We start from the raw sequence: 13,979 nt of genomic DNA, 5'->3' as shown, positions 1-13,979 counted from the left end.
GGCGCCATCGCAGGCAAGCCAGCTCCCACAGTTGAATGTATTCACAACTCAAAAGGCGGGAGCTGGCTTGCCTGCGATGAGGCCCTAGCAGACAACGAAGATTAAAGCCCCTCCAACTCCGCCATCAAATCACTCAACCGATCCACCTTCTCGGCACTGATCTCGTTGCCCGCCAACCCGTCGATATACTCGGCCAATTCCGCCACCGTGCTGCATTCGAACATCGCCCGCAGCGGCACATCGCGCTGCAGGTTTTTCTGCACCCGCGAGGCGATCTGCGTAGCCAGCAACGAGTGCCCGCCCAGTTCGAAGAAGTTGTCCTGTACCCCAACCCGCTCAACCTTCAACACCTCGGCCCAGATCCCGGCCAGGGTGGTTTCCAGTTCATTGCGCGGCGCCAGGTAGTCCTGGCTGTGCAACTGGCCGATGTCCAGGGCCGGCAGGGCCTTGCGGTCGAGTTTGCCGTTGGCGTTGAGCGGCAGGCGTTCAAGCCAGAGCCAGTGCAGAGGCACCATGTATTCCGGCAGTTCGGCCCGCAGGCGTTGCTTGATGCGGTCCAGGCGCTCGCTCGGGTTGAGCGTTGCGTCGGCGGCCACCAGGTAGCCGACCAGATGCTTGCCATTGACGCCCTCTTGCACCCCTACCGCCGCATCGCGCACTTCGGGCTGTTCGTGCAGACGCGCTTCGATTTCACCAAGTTCGATGCGGTAGCCGCGAATCTTCACCTGATGGTCGATACGCCCGACGTACTCCAGCACACCGTCACTGCGACGCCGTGCCAGGTCGCCGGTGCGGTAGAGACGCTCGCCCGGCGCACCAAATGGGTTGGGCACAAAGGCCTGGGCGGTGCGCAGCGGATCGCTGACGTAGCCGCGACCGACGCCGGTGCCGGCAACGCACAATTCACCGACCGCGCCCTGGGGCACCAACTCCAGTGCACCATCAAGCAGGTACAACCGGTTGTTGTCGGTCGGCGTACCAATCGGCAGGTAAGTGCCACGGGTCGAGGCCAGGTCGACGCGAAAGAACGCCACATCGTCCGAGCATTCCGCCGGGCCGTAGGCATTGACCAAACCTATATCCGGATAGCGCAACAGCCACTGATGGGCCAACTCCGGCGGCATGGCCTCCCCTGTCGGCAGCATCCAGCGCAGGCCGTCGAGGCTGATGTGCTCCTGGGCCTGCATGCCCTGGATCAGCGACGGCACACTCTCCAGCACCGTGATGCCGTGGGCTTGAACGTGTTCCAACAAACCTTGCGGATCATGGGCAATGGCGTTCGGCACAATATCTACCCGCGCACCGAACAACGGCGCGGTGAGGAACTGCCAGACGGAAATGTCGAAGCTTTGCGAGGCCGTTTGGGCGATCACGTCCGCATCAGTCAGATCCAGGTACGGCACCTTGCTCAACTGGTTATTGAGCATGCCGCGCTGTTCGACCATCACGCCCTTGGGCAAACCGGTAGAGCCCGAGGTGTAGATCACGTAGGCGAGGTTGTCCGGACCGCTGTAGACACCTGGGTTCTCACCACGGGCAGGCACTTCCTCCCACACCAGCAACTGGCAATCGACACCTTCGAGCAACTCGATGGCCTGTTCGCGGCACGCCTGGGTACAGACCAGCAACGGCGTGCGACTCAGGTCAATGATGCGGCTCAAACGCTGGCTTGGCAGACCCGGATCCAGCGGCAAATAGCCGGCACCGGCCTTGAAGCTGCCGATGATCATGCCCAACAGGTCGAGGTTACGTTCAGCCAGCAACGCCACCGGTTGATCCAGGCCGACACCCGCCGCGATCAGCGCGTGGCCCAGGCCGTTACTGCGGCGGTTCAGCTCGTCGTAGCTCCATTGCTGGCCGAGGCAGTTGGCGGCGATACGCTGCGGATGTTGCGCCACCTGTTCTTCGAACAACTCAACGTAGCTGCGTTCCAGCGGATAGCTACGCTCGCTCTGGTTGCAGCCGTCCACGAGGAATTCACGCTCCTGCTCGCCAATCAGCGCCAGCTCGGCCATGTCGCCATGGAAGCCCTGCATCAGCGCCAGCAGCAGGCGCTTGAATTCGCCGAGCATGCCTTGCACGGTGCTTTCGTCGAAATAGCGCTGGTCATAAGACAGGTGTAAGCCGAGGTCATCGCCCGGATAACACACGGCAGTCAGCGGGAAGTTGGTGTGGGTACGCCCGGAATCGGACGTAGCATTCAGGCTCTGCGCACGGTCCAGCACCGAAACTTCCACCGGCGCGTTCTCGAACACGAACAGGCTGTCGAACAACGGCTGGCCCTTGGGCAATTCGCTGTGTTCCTGGATAGTCACCAGCGGCAGGTATTCGTACTCGCGCAGCTGCATGTTGCTGTCGAGCAAGCCGTTCAACCACTGGCGCACGCTGCAACGCTGGTCATCCTCAGGCAGCTTCACCCGCAACGCGATGCTGTTGATAAACAGGCCGACGGTGCGTTGCATCTGCGGCATGTCTACCGGGCGCCCGGCCACGGTGACGCCGAACAGCACGTCACGCTCGCCGCTCAAACGCCGCAGCACCAAGGCCCAGGCCGCCTGGGCGAAGGTGTTGACGGTGAGCTGGTGGGCCTGGGCCAATTCACGCAATTGCGCACCGTCACAGGCATCAAGACGGGTGTAGCAATCACCCACCACCATGCCGCCGCTGCCACCGGCATGTTCGCGCAGGAACGGGCGGTCGCTCGGGATCGGTGTGGTGCGCTCGAAACCTTGCAGGTTGTGCTGCCACCATTGGCGCGCCTCATCCAGGTCCTGGCGTTGCAGCCAGGCAATGTAGTCGCGGTAGCGCGGCGGCGTCGCCAGTTGCGCGTCGCGGCCCTCGCCCAGGGCCATGTAGATATCGAAGAAGTCATTCATCAGCAGCGAACGGCACCAGGCATCGATCAGGATGTGGTGGTTGCTCATCATGAACCAGTAGCGCGCCTCGCCCACACGGATCAGGCGCAGGTGGAAAGGCGCCTGGTTGAGCAGGTCGAAACCGGCTTCGCGCTCGGCCTTGAGCAGCGCTTGCAGGCGCGGCTCCTGCTCGGCCTCGGGGTCGGCGCTCCAGTCCAGGTACTCAATCGGCGTGCTGCCGGGTTTGTGGATCACCTGCAGCATGTCTTCGCCGACGTTCCAGCAGAACGATGCGCGCAAGGCTTCATGCCGGGCGATCACCGCTTGCCAGGCCTGGGCAAAACGCTCGGGGTCCAGGGCGCTGTTGATGCGGTAGCGGTCCTGCATGTAATACAGGCCGGTGCCCGGTTCCAGCAGGGTGTGCAGCAGCAGGCCCTCCTGCATCGGGGTCAGCGGGTAGACGTCTTCGATGGCGCTGGCCGGCACCGGCAAGGCATCCAGTTGCGCCTGGGTCAGGCGCGCCAGGGGGAAGTCCGACGGCGTGAGGCCGCCGGCATCATCCCGCAGGCAATGGGCGATCAGGCTATGCAATTCGGCCAGGTAAGCCTCGGCCAGATCGCGAATTACTTGTTGATCATGACGCTCACGGCTGAAGGTCCAACGCAGCACCAGCTCACCGCCAAACACCTGGCCGTCGACGCTCAACTCATTGGGCAGCGGCGCATCCGGATCATGGGCCAGGCCGGCGGACTCCTCCAGCGGGTGGAACAGCGCGTCGGAGCCAAAGCTCTGGTCGAACTGGCCAAGATAGTTGAAGGTAATCGACGCGCTCGGCAGTGCGGCCATGTTCTGTTTGCACAGGTCATCGGCCAGGTAGCGCAGCACGCCATAGCCCAAGCCTTTGTGCGGCAGGGCGCGCAGTTGCTCCTTGATCGCCTTAATCGAGTCGCCCTGCCCGGCCTGCGGTGTCAGGCGCAACGGATAGGCACTGGTGAACCAGCCAACGCTGCGGGTCAGGTCGATGTCATCGAACAAGGCCTCGCGACCATGGCCTTCCAGCTGGATCAATGCCGAGTCGTGCCCGCTCCAGCGGCAGAGCACGCGGGCCAGGGCGGTCAACAGCAGGTCGTTGACCTGGGTGCGATAGGCGCTCGGTGCCTCTTGCAGCAACTGGCGGGTGTGTTCGGCATCCAGGCGCACGCTGACGGTTTCGGCAACGCAATTGCGTAATGCTCCATGCGGACGCTGCACCGGCAAGGCCACGGCCGGGCCGGCCAACTGCGCCTGCCATACGCTCAACTCTTCGCGCAGGGACTCGCTATGGGCATAGGCCTGCAAGCGCGCCGCCCAATCGCGCAACGCGCTGGTCTTGACCGGCAGGCTGACAGACTGGCCTTCACTGAGTTGGCGATAGACGTTTTGCAGGTCTTCAAGCAACACACGCCACGACACGCCGTCCACCACCAAGTGATGAATCGCGATCAGCAAGCGCTGCTGACCTTGTGGACCGTCCACCAGCAAGGCGCGCAACAGCGGCCCGCGCTCCAAGTGGAGGCTGCGCTGGGTGTCGGTGAACAGTGCAGTGCACTGTTGCATATCACCCACCTGGGCCTGCATCAGCACGCCACCTTCCGGCACGGCCAGATGTTCGGCGTGCCACTGCGCGTCGCGCTGGCTGAAGCTCAGGCGCAGCGCGTCGTGATGTTCCAGCACCGCCAGCACGGCTTGCTCCAGGCGATGGGGGTCGAGCAGTTGCAGCGGCTTGAGCACCAACGCCTGGTTCCAGTGCTGGCGTACCGGTATGTCAGTGTCGAAAAACCAGTGCTGGATCGGCGTAAGCCCGGAGCTGCCGGTCAATACACCTTGCTCGGCGGTGACCTGCTCCGAACGGGTGGCGACGGCCGCCAGGGTCTGTACGGTCTGGTGCTGGAACAGGTCGCGGGGGCTGAAGTGAATGCCGGCCTGGCGCGCACGGCTGACCACCTGGATCGACAGGATCGAGTCGCCGCCCAGCTCAAAGAAGTTATCGTCGAGGCCGACTTGCTGCACGTTCAACACCGCGCACCAGATCGCCGCCAGGGTGCTTTCAAGCGCGTTGCGTGGTGCCACGTAGTGTTGACGATTGGCCTGCGGATCCGGCTCAGGCAAGGCGCGGCGGTCGAGCTTGCCGTTGGCGGTCAGCGGCATGCTGTCCAGCACGATCAAATGCGCCGGCACCATATAGTCCGGCAGTTGCGCCTTGAGGTGGGCCTTCAGCGCTTCGCGCAGCGCGTCGTGTTCGGCGTCGCTGACCAGGTAGGCCACCAGTTGCTTGCCACTTGGCGCATCCAGCGCCAGCACTACCGCCTCGCGCACGGCGGGATGTTCCAGCAGGCGCGTTTCGATCTCGCCCAGCTCGATGCGGAAACCGCGGATCTTCACCTGATGGTCGATGCGCCCCAAGTATTCCACCAGGCCATCGGCGCGTTGGCGCACCAGGTCGCCGGTGCGGTACAGACGCCCGCCATTGGCGGCAAACGGGTCGGCGACAAAGCGCTCCGCCGTCATTCCCGGGCGGCGGTGATAACCCTGGGCCAGGCCGGCGCCGCCGATATACAACTCACCACTGGCGCCTTGGGGCACCAGCGCCAGGTCGGCGTCGAGAATGTAGGCCACGCGCGCACCGATGATGCTGCCAATCGGCACGCTGCCGGCGCCCTCCTCCAACTGCTGCGGCGCCAGGCTGGCCAAGGGCATCACCACCGTTTCGGTCGGGCCATAGGCGTTGAAAAACACCTCGGGCATGAACGCCGCCCGGATGCGCTGCAGGTGCTCCCCGGTCAATGCCTCGCCACCGGTGATGCACATGCGCACCGGCAAGGTCTGCCGCTGAGTCGCCAGCCACTGGGCCAACTGGCTGCCGTAGCTGGGAGTGAAGCCGAGGATAGTGATGCGATGGGTGCGAATCAATGCGCAGATCTCTTCGGCATCCCACTGCCCCTGGGCGCGCAGCACCACCTGTGCACCACTGAGCAGCGGCACCAGCAAACGCTCGGTGGCGGCATCGAAGTTGATTGAATAGAAGTGCAGTTCGCAGTCATCGGCACGCATGCCAAACCGCTCGATCACCGCCTGGCAATGCATGGCGATTTCACCGTGGGATACCACCACGCCCTTGGGCTTGCCGGTGGAGCCCGAGGTGTAGATCAGGTACGCCTGATGTTGTGGCAGGCTGACAAAGGGCAGCGCGTCGGCCGGGTAATTCGCCAGCACCGGCAGGTCATCTTCCAGGCACCAGCACGCCACCGTCGCCGGCAATTCGCCGAGGGCTTCGAACATCGCCGCATCACTGAGCAGCAGGCCGATGCCGCTGTCCTCGATCATGTAGTGCAGGCGGTCCAGCGGGTATTCCGGATCCAGTGGCACATAGGCGCCACCGGCCTTGAGGATCGCCAGCAGGCCAATGACCATTTCCAGCGAGCGCGGCAGCGCCAGGCCGACACGCACCTGCGGGCCCACGCCGCGTTCGCGCAGCATCCAGGCCAGGCGGTTGGCGCGGGCGTCCAGTTCAGCGTAACTCAGAGTCACCCCGGCAAAGGTCAGCGCTGGCGCATCGGCCCGCTGGCTGGCCTGCTGGCTGAACAACTGATGGATGCACTGGTCGAGGCGATGTTCGCCCTTCTCCACGCCCAGGCTGTCTTGCAATGCGCGCTGTTCATCTGCGCTCAGCAACGGCAATTCGCTCAGACGCTGCTGCGGGTTGGCGATCAAGGCTTGCAACAGGTTGCGCCAATGCTCGGCCATGCGCGCAATGCGTGGCTCGTCGAACAGGTCGGTGCTGTAGGTCAGGCAACAACCCAGGCGGTGGTCGAGGTCGGTGACTTCCAGGTTGAGGTCGAACTTGGTCGCCCGCGCATCGTTGGCCAGGTACTCGACGGTCATGCCCGCCAGTTGGCGGCGCTGCTGGAACTCCCAGCGCTGCACGTTGCACATCACCTGGAACAACGGGTTGTACGCCGCGCTGCGCGGCGGTTGCAGGGCTTCGACCAGATGGTCGAACGGCAGGTCCTGATGGGACTGGCCCTCGATCACGGTATGGCGCACTTGCTCGAACAGTTCGGCGACACTCATCTGCCCATTGAGCTGGCAACGCAGCACCTGGGTATTGAGGAACGCGCCGATCAGCCCTTCGCTTTCCGGGCGAATGCGATTCGCCACCGGGGCGCCGATGCGCAGGTCGGTCTGGCCGCTGTAGCGGTAGAGCAACACGGCCAGGGTCGCGGTCATGGTCATGAATAAGGTCAGGCCGCGTTCGGCATTGAAGGCGCGTACACGGGCGGCCAACTCATCACTCAGGTCGAAGCGATACAGCTCGCCCTGGTGGCTTTGTACCGCTGGCCTTGGGCGGTCGCCTGGCAGCTCCAGCAACGGGTGTTCAGTGCCCAGTTGCGCGGTCCAGTAATCCAGCTGGCGTTGGCGCTCGCCGGACTCCAGCCACTGGCGCTGCCACACGCTGTAGTCGAGATACTGCACCGGCAAAGGTGCCAGCGGCGAGTCGCGCTCGTCGATAAAAGCTTCGTACAAGGCGCTGAGTTCACGGGCAAAGATGTCCATGGCCCAGCCTTCGGTGACAATATGGTGCAGGGTCAGCACCAGGTAGTGTTCCTGCTCGCCGGCCTTGACCAGGCAGGCCCGCAACAGCGGCCCGGTTTCCAGGTTGAACGGCGTGTGGGCTTCTTGATCCGCCAGTTGCTGCAAACGCTGTTGGCGCTCGGTTTCGTTCAACGCCGAGAAGTCCTGCCAGTCCATGCGTACAGCGGTCTGCGGCGAAACCTTCTGGTATGCCACGCCGTCGACGCTCGGGAAGGTGGTACGCAGGGTCTCGTGCCGCATGATCAATGCCTGCAACGCCGCCTCAAAACGTTGCACATCCAGCACGCCGCGCAGGCGCGCCATGCCGCCGACGTTGTAGGCCGGGCTGTCGGGCTCCATCTGCCAGAGGAACCACATGCGCTGCTGAGAATAGGACAACGGCACCGGCGCGCCGCGGTCGACCTTGGCGATTGCCGTCTGTTGGTTGCGTTGGCCCGCCGCCTGGATCAACTCCACCTGCTCGACAAAAGCGCCCAACTCGCTGGCTTCGAACAGGGTGCGCAACGGCAGCTCGACGTCACACGCCTGGCGGGTGCGCGAGATGATTTGCGTGGCCAGCAACGAGTGCCCGCCCAAGGCGAAGAAGTCATCGCCCAGGCCGATACGTGGCAGGCCAAGCACTTCGCGCCAGATCGCGGCGATTTGCAGCTGCAACGCTGTGTGCGGTTCGACGTGCTCGCGGGTTTGCCAGGCCGGCTCCGGCAAGGCGCGGCGGTCAAGCTTGCCGCTCGGGCTCAGCGGCATGGCGTCCAGGCGCATCAGCAGCGCCGGCACCATGTACTCCGGCAACTCGGCGGCCAGGGTGGTCCTGACTTGCTGTTCGTCCAGTTCGTTGTGGGCAGTGTAGTAACCGATCAACTGCGCATCGCGTACCAGCACCACAGCTTGGGCGATGCCATCGAGGGCCAGCAGCCGCGCTTCGATTTCTTCTGGCTCCACACGGAAACCACGCAGTTTGACCTGCTGATCCAGACGCCCGAGGTATTCAAGTACGCCATCGGCATTCCAGCGCGCACGGTCACCGGTGCGATACAGGCGTGTGCCCGCCGCGCCCAAGGGGTCCGCGACAAAGCGTTCAGCGGTCAAGCCGGCACGGCCAAGGTAACCGCGGGCCAGGCCGATGCCGCCGATGCACAACTCGCCCGGCACACCGGCCGGCAACGGGTTGAGCTGCTCGTCGAGCACGCAGCAGATCACATTGCCCAAGGGCCGACCAATCGGCGAGCGCTCGCCATCGGCGGCGGTGCAATGCCAATGGGTGACGTTGATCGCCGTCTCGGTGGGGCCATAACGGTTATGCAATTGCACCGCAGGCAGCTGGGCCAGGACGCGATTACGCAACTCGGCGGGCAAGGCTTCGCCACCGGAGAACAGGCGGCGCAGGCTGGTACATTCGGCCACCAACGGCTCGTCGATAAACACCTGCAACAGCGGCGGCACGAAGTGCAGCGTGGTCACGCCATGTTCCTGCACCAACTGCGCGATGCGGTGCGGGTCGCGATGCTCACCCGGCCCTGCCAGCACCAGGCGGCAACCGGTGATCAGCGGCCAGAAGCACTCCCACACCGACACGTCGAAACTGATCGGCGCCTTTTGCATCAGCACATCGGTTTCATTCAATTGGTAAGTGGCCTGCATCCACTGCAAACGTTCGGCCAGCGCGCCATGGGTGTTGCCCACGCCCTTGGGTTGGCCGGTGGAACCGGAGGTATAGATCACGTAGGCAAGGTTATCGCCGTGCAGGTGCAGGCCCGGTGCCTGGGTTGGCCAGCTGTCGAGGTGCAGACTGTCCATGGCGATCACGCACACGCCTTCGGCAGTCGGCAACTGCGCCAGCAACGCTGTCTGGGTCAGCAGCAGGTGCACGCCGCTGTCCTTGAGCATGTAGGCCAGGCGCTCGGCGGGGTAATCCGGGTCCAGCGGCACATAGGCGCCACCGGCCTTGATGATGGCCAGCAGGCCGACCAGCAGTTGCGGCGAACGCTCGGCGGCGATGGCCACGCACACGTCCGGGCCGACGCCCTTGTCGCGCAAGTAATGGGCCAGGCGATTGGCCTGGGTATGCAGCTGGGCAAAGGTCAGGCTGCCATCCTGCCAGACCAGTGCGGTGGCATTCGAGACCTGTTGGTTGAGCAGCTCGGGCAACCATTGCCGGGCCGGCTCACAAGGTGCTGCGCTCCAGGCGTGCTGTTTGTCGGCCAGCATCAACGGCAGGTCGCCGAGGGCTTGCTGGGGTTGCGCGCACACGGCTTGCAGCAGGTGGATGAAATGCTCGGCCAGGCGCTGGATGGTCGCGGCCTCGAACAGCTCGTCGGCGTAGTCGAACGACAGGCTCAAGCGCCCGCTGCGGTCTTCTTCGCTGTGCAATTGCAGGTCGAACTTGGCTTCGCGGCTGTGCCATGGCAGTTCATCGGCGAGCAGGCCCGGCAGGCGGCGCAAGGCGCTGAGGTCACGTTGCTGGTGGTTGAACATCACCTGGAACAGGCCCTGTTCGCGGGCCTGGGGGAAGGCTTCCAGCAGTTGTTCGAAAGGCAGGTCCTGATGGGCCTGGGCGGCCATTGCCGTCTCGCGGGTGGTCGCCAACAGCTGGTTGAACGGCAGGCGCCCATCCAGTTCGGCACGCAGCACCAGGGTGTTGATAAAGAACCCGATCAGGCCCTGGGTTTCCTGCCGCGGGCGGTTGGCATTGGGCACGCCGATACGGATATCGTGCTGCCCGCTGTAGCGATATAGCAAAGTCTGGAACGCCGCCAACAACAGCATGAACGGCGTCGACTCGTGGGCCTGGGCGGTCTGGCGAATCGCGGCGCTGAGGCGTGCATCCAGGCGCACGCTATGGCGCGAAGCACTGTGCCGATGCTGGGCAGAACGCGGGTGATCAGTGGCCAGGCTCAGGGCGGGATGCTCTTCACCCAACTGTGTTTTCCAATACGCCAGTTGTCGCTGGCCCTCGCCTTCGGCCAACCATTGGCGCTGCCAACTGCCGTAGTCGGCGTAGTGCAAGGTCAACGGCGCAAGCTCCAGGCTCTGGCCTTGGACGGCTGCGGCGTACAGCCGTGAGAATTCGTCGATCAGGATATTCAGCGACCAGCCGTCAGCGATGATGTGGTGCAGCGTCACCAGCAGTTGGTGGTCTTCATCGTCCAGGCGCACCAGGGTGACCCACAGCAGCGGGCCTTTTTCCAGGTCGAACTGGGTACGCGCCTCGTCTTCGCGGATCTGTTGCGCACGGGCGTCGCGCTCGGCGTGGGGCAGGTCGCTGAGGTCGATGACTTGCAGCGCGAAATCCACCTGCGGTTCTACACGCTGGAAGGCTTGCCCATCACGTTCGTAAAAACGCGTACGCAGCGCTTCGTGGCGCTGGATCAAGTGCTGGAAGCTTGTGCGCAGCGCGTCTTCATCCAGTTCGCCGCGCAGGTGCAAGGCGCCGGGAATGGTGTAGGCGCTGCTGTGCGGGTCCAGTTGCCAGGTGATCCACAGGCGGTTCTGGGCCAGGGATTGGGGCAGGTCTTCGTGGCGCGACAGCGCATGGATCGCGCCCTGGGCAACGCCGCCGTCCTGTTGCAGTTGCGCCACGCCGGCGGCAAACGCCGACAACGTCGGGGCTTCGAACAGCAGGCGCAGGTTCAGCTCCAGGCTCAGGGTTTCGCGCAGGCGGGCGACCACCTGGGTGGCGGTGATGGAGTTGCCGCCAAGCAGGAAGAAGTGATCCTCGGCGGCCACGCTGGTCAGTTGCAGTTGCTCACACCAGATCGCCGCGATCTGGTTGTGCAGGTCAGACTCCAACGCCACCTCGCTCGCCTGCGTTGGCAAGCCGGGGAATTGCGCGTAGCTGTCGAGGCTGCCCTCGGCGTGGCGAATCGCGCACGCCGAGCGCTGCACCTTGCCGCTGGAGGTCTTTGGCAACGCACCGGGATTGAGCAACACCACCACGCTCGGGGCTTCTTGATAAGCCTCGGCCACGGCTTGACGGATCGTCTTGATCAGCGCATCGGGTGACAGGATTTTCTGCACGCTGCGGCTGATTTCCGCCGCAATGCCGATGCCTTCCACGCCCTGGTCATTCACCGCAAAGGCAGCAACCCGGCCCTTGCGCACCACTTCCACTTCGCGCTCGATGGTCTGTTCGATGTCCTGGGGGTAGAGGTTGTGGCCACGCACGATCAGCAGGTCTTTGAGGCGACCGGTGATGTACACCTCGCCGTCGCGGATAAACCCCAGGTCACCGGTACGCAGCCAGGTGCGGCCGGCGTGCTGGACGAAGGTCCTGGCGCTGGCTTCGGGGTTGCGCCAGTAGCCGTGGGCGATGCTCGGGCCCGTTGCCCAGAGTTCACCGACGTGGTTGTCGGCAAGCTCTGTCAGGGTATGAGGATCGACGATCAGCACGGCGTGGTCCGGCTGGCTGGTGCCGCAACTCATGATCGCACTGCCCTGCCCGGGTTCGGCGCGGTTGGCGGCCAGGGCCTGTTCATCCATGCGCAGCGCGGGGATGCCGCGGCCACGAGCGCCGCCGGCGACAAACAGGGTCGCTTCGGCCAGGCCGTAGGAGGCAAAGAAACTGTTCGAGGTGAAACCACAGGGGGCGAATTTTTCCGCGAAGCGTTCCAGGGTGTCGAGGCGAATCGGCTCTGAGCCGGAATAGGCCACGCGCCAGCGACTCAAGTCCAGGCGCTCCAGGGCCGATTCACTGACCCGTTCGCTGCACAGGCGGTAGGCGAAATCCGGGCCGCCGCTGATGGTGCCGCCGTATTCGCTGATCGCTTCCAGCCAACGTGATGGACGGCCGAGGAAGTAGGCCGGCGACATCAACACGCAGGGCACGCCACTGAAAATGGGTTGCAGCAGGCCGCCGATCAGGCCCATGTCGTGGTAGAGCGGCAGCCAGCTGACGATCACGTCATCAGGGTTGAGGTCGATGCCGAAACCACGTCGGATCAATACTTCGTTGGCGACCAGGTTGCCATGGCTGACCTGCACGCCCTTGGGCAAGGCGGTAGAGCCGGAGGTGTATTGCAGGAAAGCGATGTCGTCAGCTTGCAGCCCGGGCTCGAGCCAATGCTCGGCCTGCTGTGCATCCAGGCTGTCGACGCTCAATACTGGCGGTGCGTTTTCGATCTGCGCCAGGCCTTCGCTGAGGCTGGCAATGGTCAATAGCAGGCGCGGCTCGGCGTCCTGGATGATCGACAGCAAACGCTCCTGGTGATGACGGCGCGTAGACTCCGGCGGATAAGCCGGCACCGCGATCACCCCGGCGTACAGGCAACCAAAAAACGCCGCGACGTAGTCCGGGCCGCTGGGGAACAACAGCACCGCACGCTCGCCCGGGCCGGCCTTGGCTTGCAAGGCGGCGGCGATGGTGCGGGCGCGCAGGTCCAGGTCACGGTAGCAGAGCACCATGCTCTGCTCGGCCGACTCGGCCAGGAATCGCAGAGCCACCTGGTCCGGTGTCTGCGCAGCACGGCGTTGAAGGGACTGGACCAAAGTGCGGGGGAGTTCGAAGGCGTCCATCATGGGGTTCCTGCCTGAAATCGGCTTACGGGAAATTCGGCTTACTTGAAAATCAACAGTGGCGAGCGATCAGACGGCAAGCCGTTGCCGCGCCGCATCGGTGCGCCAGCGCGCCAGGTGTTCCTCGGTATAGCGGCGCACGCAACGCAGCACGGCGCTTTCGTGCTGCACGAGGAAGAAGTGGTGGCCGTCAAACATGTCCAGGGAAAAACCGCTGGCGGTGTCGAGCTGCCAGTCGAGCAACTGGTCGGCGCGCACGCTGTCCTGCTTGCCGCCGAACACATGGATCGGCAGGCCCAGGGGCTTGCGCTCGCCATAGGTGAAGCTGCCGCACAACAGGAAGTCAGCGCGCAGGATCGGCAGCATCAACTGCATCAACTCGGGGTTGGCCAGGGCTTCTTCGGCGGTGCCCTGCAATTGGCGCAAGCGGGCGATCAGTTCGGCATCGTTTTTTTCGACGGCGTATTCACTGACATCGCGTCGCGCCGGCCCGGCGGTGCCGGAAGCGAACAGCGCCAGCGGCGCCGGCACATCGCGCGCACTCAAGGCATGGGCCAATTCAAAGGCCAGTAACCCGCCAAGGCTGTGGCCAAACAGGGCATAGGGGCCGTCGAGTTCATCGCTGATTTCCTCGGCCAACTGCGCCGCCAGGGCCTTGATATCGCGCTGCAACGGCTCGTCCATGCGCAGGCCGCGCCCGGGCAATTCCAGCGGGCACACCTGCAGCCAATCCGGCAGGGCGCGACGCCAGCGGGCGTAGACCGAGGCACTGGCGCCTGAATGCGGCAGGCAAAACAGGCGCAGCCGGGGTGGCGCACTCATGAGGCGAGGACTCCAAACTGCAACATGCCGATTGCACGATAAAAACCCATCTGGTCCTCCTGCGGGTACTGATCCTTGGCCGTTGTACTAACAGGCCTGTCACCCAGAAGAACGGACGGCAGAGGTAAATAATTAGTCGTCGGGGACGAGCGAGACGTGGTT

Annotated in this window: 2 protein-coding genes; both read right to left on the bottom strand. The window is 64.2% G+C overall.

The genetic code is table 11. The features are described from left to right. Nucleotides 1-101 precede the first annotated feature (101 nt). Nucleotides 102-12,998 carry a non-ribosomal peptide synthetase gene (locus NMB39_RS08875; RefSeq protein WP_494339399.1) on the bottom strand — a complete coding sequence of 4,299 codons (12,897 nt, stop codon included), beginning with the start codon at nucleotides 12,996-12,998 and terminating at the stop codon, nucleotides 102-104. Between the two features lie 66 nt (nucleotides 12,999-13,064). Next, nucleotides 13,065-13,817: a thioesterase II family protein gene (locus NMB39_RS08870; protein ID WP_057023002.1), complete on the bottom strand. Its 753-nt coding sequence runs from the start codon at nucleotides 13,815-13,817 to the stop codon at nucleotides 13,065-13,067. Nucleotides 13,818-13,979: the final 162 nt, after the last annotated feature.

This window comes from Pseudomonas sp. FBCC-B545 (assembly GCF_059134095.1).
This window is presented reverse-complemented; position numbering and strand designations above follow the sequence as displayed.